Here is a 14,090-nt window from a genome sequence, read left to right on the forward strand (position 1 = left end):
GCAACGTCGTGCTGGCGTCGCTGTTGCGCAGCCGTGGGCTGCCGGTGCGGGACATCGCGCCTCTGCGCGCCGCGGACCGGCGGGCGCTGCTCGGCGATCTTGTTGCCGGGCCGGTCGGGCAGGGCCAGGGTGTGCTCGTCGAGGACTTTGACGAAGCCGGGGTAGTCGCCGCGGGGCGAGCAGTCGGCGCGGCCCGCGGCGTCCGCGGTGGCCAGCGTCAGGAACGGCGAGTGCGCGATGAAGCGGCGGGCGTGCCGGTCGATGTGGCCGCCGATCTTGGCCTTGATCATCGCCTCGGGCTCGCCCAGCCGGGCCCGCACCTCGGCGCCGGAGACGCGGGGCAGCGTGTTTGTGCTGGTCATGGCACAATTATGAGCAAATGTTCAGATCTTGACTACTCGCTTTCCCGGAGGATTCCGTGCCGTCGGACCAGCGCCGCATCCAGCCACGTAAACAGCCGCGGCAGGTACGCGCCGAGCTGACCCGGCAGCGGATCCTGACCGCGGCTGCTCACGTTTTCGGCGACCACGGCTACGCGGCCGGCACCACCAACCGCATCGCCGAGCGCGCCGGCATCTCGATCGGCTCGCTGTACCAATACTTCCCGAACAAGGACGCGATCCTCGCCGAGCTGCTGACCCGGCACCTCGACGGCGGCACGGCGGCCGCGGCGAAGGTGCTGACCGGCCCGCTGCCCGAGTCGATCGAGGAGGTCTTCCGCGTCTTCGTCCGGCTCGCCGTCGAGGCCCACCGCGACGACCCCCACCTGCTGCGCATGCTGCTGGAGCACGCCCCGCGGTCCAACGAGCTGCTGGAGCGGATCGGCCGGGTGAAGCAGGACATGGTCGGCCACACCCAGGCCCTGCTGGAGGGCCACCCCGAGGTCCGCGTCGCCGACACCGCCACGGCGGCCCGCCTGGTCATCGCGACGGTCGAGCTGGCCGTCCACGACCTGCTGGCCGAGCCCGACCCGGTCGACGCCCGGCGGCTGGAGGACGAGATGGTCGCGATGCTGACCCGGTACGTCACGGGGTGAACTGGTAGGCGCCCGCGTCGATCCGGGTGCCGATCGCGGTGCCGTCGACGTCGATGTCCGCGTACTTCTCGACACCGAGCCCGATGGCCGGGCTGCCGGTCTTGAGGACCAGGTTCGTCGCGGAGGTGAACTTCGGGTCGGCGACCTTGTCCGTGGCGCCGGGGGTGAACTGCCGCTGTCCGCCGTAGAAGACGTTGTGGTCGGTCGCGGTCCAGCCGGTGTCGGCGTACCCGATCTTCATGGCGGCCTGGATGACGTTCTGGGTCAGCTTCAGCGTCTGGTCGGTGCAGCCGCCGTAGCAGACGAACCCTTCGGATTCGGCGTTGCTCAGCCGGACGGAGTTGTTGCGGAAGACCGTGCCGGTCACCGGGCCGTTGCCGTCCTGGGCGCCGCGCGTCACGATGCCGCCGCGCGTTTTGGCGCCGAAGACGGCGTTGTACTCGTAGACGTTGTTGCGGGACACGCCGTCCGGGTCGTCCGCGTCGGTGCCGAGCTCGGTGAAGGACTCGTTGTCCTCGGAAATGTTGTGGTGGATGACGTTGCCGGAGCCCCAGAAGACCTCGACCGCGGCGCCGTCGAGGCCGCCGAAGTCGTCGCTCACCGCGATGGACCCGCTGATCCGGTTCCACCCGATGTCGGAACCATTGCCCTGCACCAGGATCGCGAACGCGCCGGAGTCGTCGTTGCCGCCGGGGGTCACGACGGTCATGTGGTTGTTGTCGACGAGGTCGTTCTGGGTGACCTCGGTACCGTCGGCGCTCGGCGCGATGTAGACGCCCGCGCCGGCACCGGTGATGTAGTTCGAGAGGACCTTGTCGTGGTCACCGCCGACCTCTACGCCGGCCCACGAGCAGCGCCCGGCGTCGGCCGCGACCCCGATCTGGAGGTCCCGCACGGTGAGGTAGTCGCCGGGCAGGTTGATGCAGGCTTCTTCGTTGCCCTGGACGATCGGGCGGGCGCCGTCCCCGTAGGCCCCGATGGTCACGGGCGCGGTGGCCGACCCCTTGCCGAAGACGCTGAGCCCGCCGGTCCAGGTCCGGCCGCGGCGCAGCAGCACGGTTTCGCCGGGTTTCAGCTCGGTGGCGGCGACCTTGGCGAGCGACTTCCAGGGCGCGGCCTGCGTCCCGGCGGCGTTGTCGTTGCCGAGGGCCTGGTCGACGTAGTAGGTGGCCGGCGCCGCTGCGGCGGCGGTGGGGGTGACCGTGCCGGCCGTGAGGGCGGCGAACACGCCGAGCGAAAGCAGTTTCCACTGGTTCGACATGGCCCGCGACGCTAGGCCGGGCCCGTACACGGGCCGTACAAGTCAGGCGATCGCCCGGCGGAGACGTCCGGCAGCCCACTCAGCGACCCCTGGCCACCAGCGCCGCCTGGGTGCGGCTGGTGACGCCGAGTTTGGCCAGCACGTTGCCGACGTGAACCTTCACCGTCCGCTCCGCCAGCCGCAGCCGGGCCGCTATATCCTTGTTGGACAGTCCCTCGCCGAGCAGCTCCAGCACGTCGCGCTCCCGCGGTGTCAGCGCACCGCCGCCGCTCAACGCCGATGCCGCCGCCGGGCTCATAGCCGTCACGCCGTGGTGGGCGGCCCGGACGGCCGCCGCGAGCTCGTCGCCCGAAGCGTCCTTCAGCACGAAGCCCGCCGCCCCCGAACTCAGGGCTTCGCGGATCTCCCGTGGCCGGCCGACCGTCGTCAGCATCAGGACCCGAGGCGCCGCGGGACCGAGCCGGCGCAGGACTTCGAGGCCGTCCATCCCCGGCAGGTACAGGTCGAGCAGCACGACGTCGGCGGGTACCGCCGACGCCAGCAGCTCCGGGCCGCTCGCGTACCGCGCGACCACCTCGAGGTCCGGCTGCGCGTCCAGGATCAGCGCGATGCCCTCGCGCACCAGCGCGTGGTCGTCGACGACCTGCACCCGGATCATGCTCGCACTCTACTGTCGGCCCATGCGTCAGTCTCTCGTCACGACGGCGGCCGTCGCCGCGGTGTTCTTCGCCAGCGGGGCGTGGACGCCGCAGCAGGGGTGGCTCGCCGCCGGGCTCAGCGCCGCCCAGCTCGTCCCACTGCTGTGGTCGCGCCGCGCGCCGGCCCTCGTGCTCGGGGTGGTGACCCTCGCGACGGCCGGGCACCTGCTGCTCGAGCAGCCGCGCAACACGATGTACGTGCCGGTGCTGCTCGCCCTCCACAGCACACCGCAGCGGTGGCTCGCGGCCGCGGCGGCGCTGGCCACCGGCGCGGCGGTGTACCCGGCGAAGGGCCCGCTCGACGGCACGCTCCTCGTCGTCACGATCAGCGCGGTGGCCTGGCTGCTGGGTGCCGAACGCCGTCGCGCGCTCGCCGACCGGGCCGAGCGCGCGGCCCGGCGGCTGCACGACACGCTCGCCCAGACCACCGCCGTCATGCTCGTGCAGGCCGAGACGCTGCGCGCCGTCGGCGACCTGACCGACGCCGACCGCGCCCGCCTCGACACGCTCTTGGCCGCCGGCCGTGGCGCGCTGACGCTCGTCCGCCGCACCCTGGACGACTTGCGCGACGACGCCGAACGCGCCCCCGACCTCGCCGAGGTGCTGGCCCGCCTGCGCACCGCGGGGCTGGTCCTCGACCGCGACCCGGTGCTGCCCGCGCTGCTGCCCCCGGTGCGGGAGCTCGCCGAGCGGTTCATTGCCGAAGCCGCGGTGAACGCCCTGCGCCACAACGGTCCCGGCGTCCGGCTGCGGTTCGACGTCGAGGTGGGGGCGCGGGTGACGATCACCGCGCGCAACGCGCTGAAGGGGACGCCCCGGGTGGGTGCCGGCTACGGGCTGGCCGGGCTCGCCGAGCAGGCCGCGGCGGCCGGGGGAGCGCTGGCCCACGGCCCCCGGGACGGCGAGTGGGTGGTCAGTGTCGGGCTGCCAGCAGCTGCGATACGGTCACGAACCGGAAGCCGCGCTGCTTGAGCTGGTCGAGGATCGGCCCGATGGCCCGGCGCGTCTGCTCACGCGAGGCGTACATGGCGTGCAGCAGCACGATCGAGCCCGGCCGGACCTGGTCGACGACGGCCCGTTCCACGGTGGCCGTGTCCGGGGTGCCGTCGGAGTCCGGTGCGACGTCCCAGGTGATCGTCGTGCGGTGGTGCTCGGACAGGTAGTGCGGCAGGGCGAAGAGCTTCTTGCCGTTCGGGGGCCGGAAGAGGATCTCGCCGGAGTACCCGGCCGCGCGGATGAGGGCGTCGGTGGCTTCGACCTCGTCGGCGACCCAGGACGGCGTCACGCCGATCATCCGGTCGTGGCGGAAGCTGTGGTTGCCGAGCTCGTGCCCGGCGGCGGCGATGTCCCGGGCGAGGTCCGGGTGCGCGGCCATGTCCCGGCCGATGAGGAAGAAGGTCGCGGGCACCTGACGGCTGTGCAGCGTGTCGAGGATCGTCTTCGTCCCCGCGGGATCGGGCCCGTCGTCGAAGGTGAGGGCGACGACCTTCTCGGTGGTGTCGACGCGGTCCACGAGGGTGCCGAAGAACTGGAAGGTCGGCGACTTCGACACCTCGAACAGCGTGACCGCCCCGGCGAGCACGACGACCAGCACGCTCGCCACGACGATCGCCCACTTCCGGGCGCGGCGGGATTTCAAGATCATGCGGTAACCCTGGCGGCGGTTTCGAGGTGGGGGAAGCCGCGAAGGTACTAGTACCAAGGGGCGGCACTCGGTGCGCAGCGCCGACCCCGACATCGCGTTGCGGGCGGTCGCCCGGCTGCGGCGCCTGGCCGAGCAGCTGGAAGCCGAGCAGGTGGCGGCGGCGCGGCGGGCCGGCTGGTCGTGGCAGGACATCGCCGAGCGGCTCGGCGTCACCAAGCAGACCGTGCACCGCAAGCACCGCGGCCGGGAGGACTGATGTTCGAGGGGGACCACCCCGCAGTGGGGCGGGCGATGAACCGGGCGTGCGACCTGGCCCGGCAGTTCGGGCACGCGCGGGTCGGCAGCGAACACCTGCTGCTCGCGCTCACCGAAGGGCCCGGCGGTGAGCACTTGCGGCTCGCGCTCGCCGAAGGGGCGCGGCCGGGGCCTGGTGCGCCGGCGAACACTCGCTGCTCGGGCTCGCGGAGGGGCCGCCGTCGGAACTCGCCGAGGGTTGGCCGTCCGGACTTGCCGAAGGTCGGCCGCCGGGACTTGCCGGAGGTGGGCCGTTGGGACTCACCGAAGGTCGGCCGTCGGAACTCGCCGGTTCGCCGCAGGGGCTCGGTGATGTCGAGCGGGCCGTGCGCCGGGCTGCCCCGGACGGCGCCGGCGCGGCCGCCGACCGGGAAGCGCTGGCCGTGCTCGGCGTCGACCTCGGGCTGCTGCCCGGTGCCCTCGCGGACCGGCCTCCCGCCAAGGAGTTCCTGCTGCCGCTCGGAGCCGGGAAAGGCCGGCGGCGGTGCGCCCGGGCGGTGCCGCCGATCGGCCTGGACCTCCAAGCCGCCTACGGCGCGTCCTTGCGGCTGGCGCTCGCCCGCCGGGAACGCCGGCACCGCGTCGAACACCTTGCCCTGGCGCTCGTCGCGCTGTCGGCGCCGACCGGAAAGTGGTGCTCGCCCGCCTCGCCGCCGCGTTCCCGCCGCCGCGGCGCAACCGGCTGTTGCAGGCCGAAGGGCGGGTCGGGTGCCGATCCCGGTGTCGTGACATCGTGCGCCGGTACCAGCACACGACGGGCCGGATGGCGATGGCGCCGTCGGTGCCGGCCACGCTGGTGCATTGAGAGCGGGGGTCAGAGCGGGTTGAACACTCCCAGGGGCGCCGTGCAGAACGGGCCTCCGACGTACTCGGCCGCCGGGCCGGTCGGTGCCGGCTTGTCCGCCAGCTGGTCCGCGTACACCTCCGCGTCGTCCAACGACTTGTAGCCCAAGGCTTCCGCCTCCTCGAGCGAGTAAACGCGACGCGTGTTGTCCGAGACGCCCCAGATCAGGCGGTAGCCCGGGGAAGGCGCCGAGAGGCAGGCCTCGAACAGGCGCGCGCCGTCGTCCGGGGACAGCCAGGTCGTCAAGCCTCGGGGGCCCAGCGGCAACGGCGTCTCGAAGCACGAGCCGATGCGGATCACGATCACGTCCATGCCGAACCGGGAGTGGTACAGGCTCCCCAGTGCCTCGATCGCCGCCTTCGAGACGCCGTAATAGGTGTCCGGGCGCGGGGACGAGTCCGCCGGGAGGTCGGAATCCACCCTGCGGAAGCCGACCGCGTGGTTGCTCGACGCGAGGATCACGCGCGTGATCCCGGCCGCGCGCGCCGCCTCCAGGACCGTCTGGGTCCCGTTGATGTTGACGTCGAGGGTGGCCTCCCACGAGTTCTCGCGGCTGTGCCCGCCCAGGTGGATCAGCGCGTCGACGCCTTCGCACGCCGCCGCCATCGCCGCCGGGTCGGTCACCGACGCCGTCACGACCTCTTCGGACTCGTCCGAAGCCGTCTGCGGGGCCAGGTCGAGCAGGCGCAGCACCCGGCCCGGGCGCCGCAGGCGGGGGCGCATCAGGGTGCCGACGACACCCGCCGACCCGGTGATGAGCACACGCTGGTCCGTCATGGGGTTCCTCTCACACAGAAGGGTTAACGGATGCCGGCCCGGCGCAGCTGCTGGCCGAGCTCGGCGGTGGTCTCGGCGAGCAGCTCGCCGACGCGGCGGGCGTCGTCGTCGCTCACCTGGGCGATGGGCATCGAGCAGCTGATCGCGTCGGTGCCCGGGATGCGGTAGGGGATCACCGCGGCGACGCACCGGACGCCCAGCGTGCCTTCCTCGACCTCGGCGGCGTATCCGCGCTCGCGCGTCGCGGCGCACTCGGCGTGCAGGCTCTCGAGCGTGGTGATGGTGTTCGGGGTCAGCGCGGTCAGCGTCGGCGGCATCAGCGCTTCGATCTCGTCGTGCGTCAGCTCGGCCAGCAGCGCCTTGCCCAGCGCGGTCGCGTGCGCGGGCAGCGTGCGCCCGACGCGGGAGACGAGGTGCGTCGACCGCTGCGACTCGCGTGTCTCCAGGTAGACGACCTCGGTGCCGTTGCGGCGCGCGAAGTGCGCCGTGAAGCCGGTCTTCTCCCGGATGCGCTCCAGCGCCTCGGTGGCGAACGGGACGACGGCGTCGCGGTCCAGGTACGCCGTGCCGCAGATCAGCGCGCGGACCCCGAGGCGGTAGCGGGCGGTGTTCGCGTCCGCCTCCAGCCAGCCGGCCTCCAGGAGCGTCCGCAACAGGCCGTGCAGCGACGAGCGCGGGAAGCCGGTGCGCGCGTGCAGGTCCGACAGGGACAGCCAGACGTCGTTCGCCGCGAAGGTCTCGATGAGGTCGACGGCCCGGCGCGCGGACTTGACGCCCGAGGACTCCGTGGCGGGGGCACCGTCGGCTGCCGCCGGGTTGTCCACCTTCTGCGGCATTTGTGCTCCTCCGTCCGGCCGTTGACTTGTGACCCCGGCCATATTAGCGTCCCGAACAACGTTCTTATGGATGAACATAATCACTATAACAGACTCCGTTCATAGATGTGAACAGTAAGACCGCATCGACGTGGACGCGGAAGGGAGCCTGCGGTGCACGCACTCGACTGGACGATGATCTGCGCGTACTTCGCGCTGATGATCGTGATCGGCTGGTGGTCGCACAAGAGGATCAGCGACGTGAAGGACTTCTTCACCGCCGGTGGCCGGATGCCGTGGTGGCTGGCCGGCATCTCGCACCACATGTCCGGCTACAGCGCCGTGCTCTTCGTCGCGTACGCGGGCGTTGCGTACACCACCGGCGTGACCGTGTACTTCTGGGGCTTCGCCAGCATCGGCATCGGCGTGGGCATCGGCAGCTGGCTGTTCGCCGCCCGCTGGAACCGGTTGCGTTCGAAGCTTGGCGTCGCCTCGCCGCTGGAGTACCTGGCCAAGCGCTACAACGTGCCGACGCAGCAGGCGCTCGCCTGGAGCGGCAGCCTGCTGAAGATCTTCGACATCGCGGCCAAGTGGTTCGCCGTCGCGACCCTGCTGCACGTCTTCGCCGGCCTGGACTACAACCTCGGCATCCTCATCACCGGCGCGGTCACCCTGGTCTACTGCACCATCGGCGGCCTGTGGGCCGACGCGCTCACCGACTTCGGCCAGTTCGTCATCCAGGCCATCGCCGCGATCGTGATGATCGTGGTGGTGCTGGGCAAGCTGGGCGGCATCTCGGCGCTCTGGACGATGTGGGACAAGCTGCCCGAAGGCCACGTCGACCCGGTGACGTCCAAGTACACCACCATCTTCCTGCTCGTCTACGTGCTGGTGAAGACGCTGGAGTACAACGGAGGCATGTGGAACCTGGCGCAGCGGTACATGGCCGCGCCGAACACCCACGAGGCCAAGCGGGGTGCGCGGCTTTCGTCCGCGTTGTACCTGTTGTGGCCGCTGGTGCTGATGTTCCCGATGTTCGCCGCGCCGCTGCTCATCCCCGGCGTCAAGGACCCGACGCAGTCCTACGCGATCATGACCACGACGTTCCTGCCGCCGGGCCTGATCGGCCTGGTGCTGGCCGGCATCTTCTCGCACACCATGGCGATGGTCTCCTCCGACGCCAACGCGATCTCCGCGGTGATCACCCGCGACATGATCCCGGCGATGTTCCGCCGCGCCCGCCAGTGGACCGACGTCCAGGGCCTCAAGGCGGCCCGGATCACCACGGTCGTGTTCGTCGCGCTGACCATGCTCGTGGCCACCCAGGCGCAGAACCTCGGCGGCGTGCTGCAGATCGTCGTCAACTGGGTTGCGGCGCTGATGGGCCCGATCTCCATCCCGCTGCTGCTGGGCATGCTGCCGTGGTTCCGCAAGTGCGGCCCGCGCGCGGCGCTGATCTCCTGGGCGGGCGGCCTGATCGACTACGCGCTGGTGTACTACGTCTTCAAGGCGAACCAGACCGTGCTCGTCGCCACCCCGATCCTCGTTTCGCTCGCGCTCTACATCGGCCTCGGACTGCTCGCCCCCGAGCGCAGCGCGGCCGCCGATGAGATCGTCGACACCGTGAACACCGCCGACGACGACGTCGACCGCAAGCAGGAAGGCACGACCGTGCCCGCCTGACGCAGGCCACACCCGGCCGAACCGAAACAGGACAAGAGAGCGGAAACTGATGGCACAGAACGAGATCGAGCTGGACGGCCTGCTGGCGTTCCCCCTCACCCCGTTCACCGAGGACCTCGAGGTCAACCTCGACGCGCTCGCGGAGAACGTGGAGAGCCACATCGCGGCGGGCGCCGGTGCGCTGTTCGTCGCGTGCGGCACCGGCGAGTTCAGCTCGCTCTCGCCCGCCGAGGTCACCTCGGTGCTCACCCGGGCCCGGGAGGTGGCCGACGGCCGCGTCCCGGTCTGGGTGGGCGCCGGGGGCGGCGCGGCGTCGGCGCGGGCCGGCATCGCGGCGGCCCAGGCCGGTGGCGCGGACGGCGTCCTGCTGCTGCCGCCGTACCTGGTCACCGGTCCTTCGTCGGGTCTCGTCGACTTCGTGCGGTACGCCGTCGGCGACTCGTCCGTGCCGGTCATCGTCTACCACCGCGGCACCGGCGTGTTCACCGCGCCGGCCGCGGCCGCCCTGCTCGACATCCCGTCGGTGGTGGGCCTGAAGGACGGCTACGGCGACGTCGAGTGCATGACCCGGATCGTCACCACCATCCGCTCGCTGGACACCGAACGCGCGCGGAACTTCCTGTTCTTCAACGGGTTGCCGACCGCGGAGGTCTCGGCCAAGGCGTACGCCGCGATCGGCGTCGCCCGCTATTCCTCGGCGGTGCACTGCTTCGCGCCGGAGATCGCGCACCGCTTCCACCGCGCGCTCGGCGAAGGCGACACGCGCGTGATGGACGCCCTGCTGACCGGGTTCTACCTGCCGCTGGTGGCGTTGCGGGACGAGACGCCCGGCTTCGCCGTCTCGCTCGTGAAGGCCGCCGCCCGGCTGCGTGGCGACAAGGTCGGCCCGGTCCGGCCGCCGCTGGTCGAGCCGACCCCGGAACAGATCCACCGGCTGGAGAAGGTCGTGGAGGACGGCTTCGTGACGCTGAAGGGGCTCGGCTGATGCAGATCCTCGACGTGGTGCTGACCCCGGTCGCGTTCGCGGACCCGCCGCTGCTCAACGTCATGGGCGTGCACGAGCCGTTCGCGCTGCGCAGCGTCGTCCAGGTCAAGTGCGAGGACGGGATCGTCGGGCTCGGCGAGTCCTACGGTGACGACGCCTTCCTGGGCGAGGTGCGCAAGGTGCTGCCGCGGCTGCGCGGCCACGACGTGTTCGACCTGCCCGGCCTGCAGCGCCTGGTCGCCGAAGCGCTGTCGGACACGGTGCTGACCGACGCGCACGGCTTGATCGGCGGCTTCTCGATCCGCAAGACCGTCGCGAGCGTGTACTCGCTGTTCGAGGTCGCCTGCCTGGACGCGCAGGGGCACTACCTGGGCCGTCCGGTCACCGACCTCCTCGGCGGCAAGGCGCGCGACGCCGTCGAGTTCTCCGCCTACCTGTTCTACAAGTACGGCAAGCACATCGACGGCCGCGAGGACTCCTGGGGCGAGATCACCACGCCCGAGACGCTGGTCGGGTCGGCGAAGCGGATGTTCGACGAGTACGGCTTCCGCTCGATCAAGCTCAAGGGCGGCGTCTTCGAGCCCGCGCAGGAGGTCGACGGCGTCCGCGCGCTGGCCGAGGCGTTCCCCGGGAGCCCGCTGCGGATCGACCCGAACGGCGCCTGGACGGTCGAAACGGGCATCCGGGTCGCTCGCGAGCTCGATGGCGTCCTGGAGTACCTGGAGGACCCGACGCCGGGCATCGACGGCATGGCCCAGGTGGCGGCCGAGGCGTCCATGCCGCTGGCGACCAACATGTGCGTGGTCAACTTCGGCGACGTCGAACCGGGCTTCCGGGCGCGGGCGATCGGCGTCCTGCTGTCCGACCACCACTTCTGGGGCGGGCTGCGGGCCACGCAGTCGCTGTCGGTAACGTGCGAAAGCTTCGGCGTCGGCCTGTCGATGCACTCCAACAGCCACCTCGGGATCAGCCTGGCCGCGATGGTGCAGGTCGCCGCGGCGACGCCGCACCTGACCTACGCGTGCGACACGCACTGGCCGTGGAAGGTCGAGGACGTCATCGAGCCGGGCGTGCTGGAGTTCCGCGAGGGCGCCGTCGCGGTGCCGGCGACGCCGGGGCTCGGGATCACGCTCGACGAGGACGCGCTGGCCCGCCTGCACGAGAACTACGTCCGATGTGGACTGACCAAGCGCGACGACGGGACCTACATGCGGAAGTACGTGCCCGGGTTCGAAGCGAACACGGCGAGGTGGTGAACCGGTGAAGGTGACGGGATACGCCTACCCCTGGGACGTCGTCGAACCCGATTTCGTGGCGCGGGTCCGGGCGCTCGGCGTCGACGAGGTGGCCGTGGCGCTGTCGTACCACAGCGCCCGCGCGGCGACACCGTGGTCGCCGTCCCGCACGGCGGTGGTGGCGCGGCACGCGGCGTTCTACCGGCCGGTGACCGATGGGTGGGGCGAGCTGCGTCCGTCCACTCCGGACTGGGTGGCGTCTCCGGATTCCGGGGGCGACGCCGTCCGGCTGCTCACCGAGGCCGGGATTCCGGCCGCCGCCTGGATTGTCCTGACCCACAACTCGCAGCTGGGCTACGAGCACCCGGACGTTGTGGTGCGCAACTGCTTCGGCGAGGCTTACTCGTGGGCGCTGTGCCCGTCGCAGCCCGCCGTGCGCGAGTACGCCGCGGCCGTGGTCGCGAATTCGGTGGCCGGGCTGGAGCTGTCGTCGGTGATCCTCGAAGCCTGCGGGCCGCTCGGGGCGATCCACCAGCACCAGCACGAGAAGACCGACGGCGTGTGGGCGCCCGCGGTGGCCCGGCTGCTGTCGATCTGCTGCTGCGAGGCCTGCGCGGCCGCGTGGGACGTCGACGCGGAGACGGTCCGGGCGCAGCTCGTCGAGGAGGTCCGGCGGCTGCTGGCCACCGGTGATCTGGGGATCACCGGCGACCGGCTGCCGCCGTCGTTGACCCAGCAGCTGCTGCGGGGCCGGCAGCAGGCCACCGATGCCCTGCGGGCCGCGGTTTTGGCCACGCTGCCACCGGGCACCCGGGTCGTGCTGCACGGCGCACTGGACCCCTGGGTCACCGGCGCGCTGCCGGGGCTCACGCCGTCCGCTGCGGACGACGTCCACGCGGTCGTATTGTTCGGGTGGGTGCCCGCCACGGGTGCCGAGGCCGTCGCGGCGGCCCGGGAGGCCTTGCCCGAGCGGGTCGCGATCGCCAGTTACATCACGGCGGTCGCCGCCGCGCCGGTGCCGGACATCGCCGCCTACGTCGGCGAGCTGGCCAAGGCGGGTGCCGCCGAGCTGCACCTGTACCACCTCGGCCTGGCCGGACCGGGTCGCTGGCCCGACCTGGAAACGGCCACCGCCGCCGCCCATGAGAACTGAGGAGCTGTTCCACCGATGAGCCAGGCCACCGATGCCGCCACGCTCGAGAAGATCCTGGCGGGAGCCGCCGAAGCCGCCCGTCCCGCCGCCGAGGCGACCCCGGCCGAACGCGCCGGCTGGCTGACCGCCGTCGCCGACGCCCTCGACGCCGCCGCGGGCGAACTGGTCCCGCTGGCGCACGCCGAGACGCACCTGCCGGAAACCCCGCGGCTGGCCGGCGAGCTGAAGCGCACGACGTTCCAGCTGCGCCTGTTCGCGGAGGTCCTGGCCGACGGCGAGTACCTCGGCGCCACCGTCGACCACGCCGACCCGGACTGGCCGATGGGCCCGCGCCCGGACATCCGCCGCGTCAAGACCGCGATCGGGCCGGTGCTGGTGTTCGCGGCCAGCAACTTCCCGTTCGCGTTCAGCGTCGCGGGCGGCGACACGGCGTCCGCGCTGGCGGCGGGCTGCCCGGTGGTCCTCAAGGCCCACCCGGGGCACCCGGAGCTGTCCGCGCAGACCGGCTCGATCGTGCGCGAGGCCCTGATCAAGGCGGGCGCTCCGGCGGCCCTGTTCAACGTGATCTTCGGCCAGGACGAAGGCGTCACGGCCCTGAAGGACCCCCGGATCGCGGCGGCGTCGTTCACCGGTTCGATCCCGGGCGGGCGGGCGTTGTTCGACATCGCCAACGCGCGGCCGCGGCCGATCCCGTTCTACGGCGAGCTGGGCAGCGTCAACCCGGTCGTGGTGACCGAGGCCGCGGTGGCCGCGCGCGGGGAAGCCGTGGCCAAGGGGTACGCCGGGTCGTTCACCCTCGGTGCGGGGCAGTTCTGCACCAAGCCGGGCCTGCTGTTCCTGCCTGCGGACCACAACCTGACCGAGACGCTGCGCGCGGCTCTCGACGGGGCTCCCGCCCAGCCGATGCTGAACGACCGGATCGCGGCCGGGTTCTCTTCCCGGCTGTCCGAGCTGCGAGAGGTTCCGGGCGTCGAGGTCGTGTCGTCGTCGCCTTCGTCCGCGCCGGCGTTCACCCCGACGCTGCTGGCGACGACCGGCAAGCAGTTCCTCGAGGGCGGCACCACGGTGCACGAGGAGTGCTTCGGGCCGGCGTCGCTGATCGTCACGTACGCCGACCAGGCCGAGCTGCTGCGCCTGCTGGAGGTGATCGAACCGGGGCTCACCGCCACGATCCACGGCGAAGAGTCCGATGTGGACTGGCTGCGGCCGGTGCTGCCCGCGCTGGCCCGCATCGCCGGCCGGCTGCTGTGGAACGACTGGCCCACCGGGGTGACGGTGAGCTGGGCCCAGCAGCACGGCGGCCCGTACCCGGCCACGACGGCCCCGACGACGACCTCGGTCGGCACCGCGGCGATCAAGCGGTTCCTGCGCCCGATCGCCTGGCAGGGCTTCCCGGACGCGCTGTTGCCCGAACCCCTGCAGGAGGCCAACCCCTGGCAGCTGCCCCGCCGCACCGACGGCTCCCGCTGACCCGATCGCACCACCAGAACCACTGATGGTGCGGACCCGCCGGGGGCGCCCCCCGGTTCCACTTTACCGCTCGGCACCGACAGTTTCCGTTGCCGTGGGGGGGGGGCCCGAGGGGAAAAGACCACAGGTGGACCCCCCCCAAAAAACCCCCCCCCCAAAAAAAAACCCAAAACCCCAAAACACAAAAAAAAAAA

The 14,090-nt window shown here is 71.7% G+C and carries 14 protein-coding genes and 1 pseudogene; 9 read left to right on the forward strand and 6 right to left on the reverse strand.

The features are described 5' to 3' along the window. Positions 1–362 (reverse strand): pyridoxamine 5'-phosphate oxidase family protein (locus tag ACWDN5_RS42555; protein WP_449680263.1); only part of this gene is annotated, 362 nt, incomplete at its 3' end. Positions 363–418: 56 nt separating this feature from the next. Here ACWDN5_RS42555 and ACWDN5_RS42560 point away from each other — a divergent pair. Further along, on the forward strand, positions 419–1,036 hold the full coding sequence (locus tag ACWDN5_RS42560; RefSeq protein WP_449680264.1) for a TetR/AcrR family transcriptional regulator: 618 nt from the start codon (positions 419–421) through the stop codon (positions 1,034–1,036). Here the strand turns inward: ACWDN5_RS42560 and ACWDN5_RS42565 are convergent. After that, on the reverse strand, positions 1,026–2,297 hold the full coding sequence (locus tag ACWDN5_RS42565) for a right-handed parallel beta-helix repeat-containing protein (RefSeq protein ID WP_449680265.1): 1,272 nt from the start codon (positions 2,295–2,297) through the stop codon (positions 1,026–1,028). The genes ACWDN5_RS42560 and ACWDN5_RS42565 overlap by 11 nt on opposite strands. 79 nt (positions 2,298–2,376) lie before the next feature. Beyond that, the gene (locus tag ACWDN5_RS42570; RefSeq protein ID WP_449680266.1) at positions 2,377–2,955 is read right to left on the reverse strand and encodes a LuxR C-terminal-related transcriptional regulator; all 579 of its coding nucleotides are present in this window, start codon (positions 2,953–2,955) and stop codon (positions 2,377–2,379) included. 22 nt (positions 2,956–2,977) lie between these two features. Between ACWDN5_RS42570 and ACWDN5_RS42575 the strand changes: the two genes are divergently transcribed. Further along, complete coding sequence (locus ACWDN5_RS42575) at positions 2,978–3,967, forward strand: histidine kinase (protein ID WP_449680267.1); 990 nt, start codon at positions 2,978–2,980, stop codon at positions 3,965–3,967. On the opposite strand, the gene ACWDN5_RS42580 is transcribed toward ACWDN5_RS42575, so the two are convergent. Continuing rightward, positions 3,909–4,640, reverse strand: a complete 732-nt coding sequence (locus tag ACWDN5_RS42580; RefSeq protein WP_449680268.1) for a polysaccharide deacetylase family protein — start codon at positions 4,638–4,640, stop codon at positions 3,909–3,911. The genes ACWDN5_RS42575 and ACWDN5_RS42580 overlap by 59 nt on opposite strands. A gap of 31 nt (positions 4,641–4,671) precedes the next feature. Here ACWDN5_RS42580 and ACWDN5_RS42585 point away from each other — a divergent pair. Both ACWDN5_RS42585 and ACWDN5_RS42590 read left to right on the forward strand, forming a co-directional pair. After that, positions 4,672–4,896: pseudogene (locus ACWDN5_RS42585) on the forward strand (helix-turn-helix domain-containing protein); the annotation flags it as partial. Positions 4,897–4,931: 35 nt separating this feature from the next. Continuing rightward, positions 4,932–5,663, forward strand: coding sequence for a Clp protease N-terminal domain-containing protein (locus ACWDN5_RS42590; RefSeq protein ID WP_449680274.1), 732 nt, complete (start codon positions 4,932–4,934; stop codon positions 5,661–5,663). Between the two features lie 85 nt (positions 5,664–5,748). Here the strand turns inward: ACWDN5_RS42590 and ACWDN5_RS42595 are convergent, their stop codons facing one another. After that, positions 5,749–6,555, reverse strand: coding sequence for an NAD-dependent epimerase/dehydratase family protein (locus tag ACWDN5_RS42595; protein WP_449680269.1), 807 nt, complete (start codon positions 6,553–6,555; stop codon positions 5,749–5,751). Positions 6,556–6,578: 23 nt separating this feature from the next. Continuing rightward, positions 6,579–7,391, reverse strand: coding sequence for an IclR family transcriptional regulator (locus ACWDN5_RS42600; RefSeq protein WP_449680270.1), 813 nt, complete (start codon positions 7,389–7,391; stop codon positions 6,579–6,581). Positions 7,392–7,544: 153 nt separating this feature from the next. On the opposite strand from ACWDN5_RS42600, the gene ACWDN5_RS42605 reads away from it, so the two are divergent. The 5 genes from ACWDN5_RS42605 to ACWDN5_RS42625 are packed head-to-tail and all read left to right on the forward strand — an operon-like array spanning position 7,545 to position 13,896. After that, positions 7,545–9,053, forward strand: coding sequence for a sodium:solute symporter family protein (locus tag ACWDN5_RS42605; RefSeq protein WP_310971426.1), 1,509 nt, complete (start codon positions 7,545–7,547; stop codon positions 9,051–9,053). A gap of 49 nt (positions 9,054–9,102) precedes the next feature. Then, the gene (locus ACWDN5_RS42610) at positions 9,103–10,038 is read left to right on the forward strand and encodes a 5-dehydro-4-deoxyglucarate dehydratase (protein ID WP_310971427.1); all 936 of its coding nucleotides are present in this window, start codon (positions 9,103–9,105) and stop codon (positions 10,036–10,038) included. Continuing rightward, positions 10,038–11,294: a glucarate dehydratase family protein gene (locus ACWDN5_RS42615; protein WP_449680271.1), complete on the forward strand. Its 1,257-nt coding sequence runs from the start codon at positions 10,038–10,040 to the stop codon at positions 11,292–11,294. The genes ACWDN5_RS42610 and ACWDN5_RS42615 overlap by 1 nt, the downstream gene beginning before the upstream one ends. Before the next feature lie 4 nt (positions 11,295–11,298). Then, positions 11,299–12,426: a hypothetical protein gene (locus tag ACWDN5_RS42620; RefSeq protein WP_449680272.1), complete on the forward strand. Its 1,128-nt coding sequence runs from the start codon at positions 11,299–11,301 to the stop codon at positions 12,424–12,426. Positions 12,427–12,441: 15 nt separating this feature from the next. Beyond that, the gene (locus tag ACWDN5_RS42625; protein WP_449680273.1) at positions 12,442–13,896 is read left to right on the forward strand and encodes an aldehyde dehydrogenase (NADP(+)); all 1,455 of its coding nucleotides are present in this window, start codon (positions 12,442–12,444) and stop codon (positions 13,894–13,896) included. Positions 13,897–14,090: the final 194 nt, after the last annotated feature.

The sequence above is a fragment of the Amycolatopsis sp. NPDC003731 genome, from assembly GCF_053586895.1.

What these genes read in the sequence shown, in the direction of transcription:
- ACWDN5_RS42615 (WP_449680271.1), top strand. Translation starts at nt 10,038, where the DNA reads ATGCAGATCCTCGACGTGGTGCTGACCCCGGTCGCGTTCGCGGACCCG.
- ACWDN5_RS42625 (WP_449680273.1), top strand. Translation starts at nt 12,442, where the DNA reads ATGAGCCAGGCCACCGATGCCGCCACGCTCGAGAAGATCCTGGCGGGA.
- ACWDN5_RS42595 (WP_449680269.1), bottom strand. Translation starts at nt 6,555, where the DNA reads ATGACGGACCAGCGTGTGCTCATCACCGGGTCGGCGGGTGTCGTCGGC.
- ACWDN5_RS42565 (WP_449680265.1), bottom strand. Translation starts at nt 2,297, where the DNA reads ATGTCGAACCAGTGGAAACTGCTTTCGCTCGGCGTGTTCGCCGCCCTC.
- ACWDN5_RS42590 (WP_449680274.1), top strand. Translation starts at nt 4,932, where the DNA reads ATGAACCGGGCGTGCGACCTGGCCCGGCAGTTCGGGCACGCGCGGGTC.
- ACWDN5_RS42600 (WP_449680270.1), bottom strand. Translation starts at nt 7,391, where the DNA reads ATGCCGCAGAAGGTGGACAACCCGGCGGCAGCCGACGGTGCCCCCGCC.
- ACWDN5_RS42580 (WP_449680268.1), bottom strand. Translation starts at nt 4,640, where the DNA reads ATGATCTTGAAATCCCGCCGCGCCCGGAAGTGGGCGATCGTCGTGGCG.
- ACWDN5_RS42575 (WP_449680267.1), top strand. Translation starts at nt 2,978, where the DNA reads ATGCGTCAGTCTCTCGTCACGACGGCGGCCGTCGCCGCGGTGTTCTTC.
- ACWDN5_RS42570 (WP_449680266.1), bottom strand. Translation starts at nt 2,955, where the DNA reads ATGATCCGGGTGCAGGTCGTCGACGACCACGCGCTGGTGCGCGAGGGC.
- ACWDN5_RS42610 (WP_310971427.1), top strand. Translation starts at nt 9,103, where the DNA reads ATGGCACAGAACGAGATCGAGCTGGACGGCCTGCTGGCGTTCCCCCTC.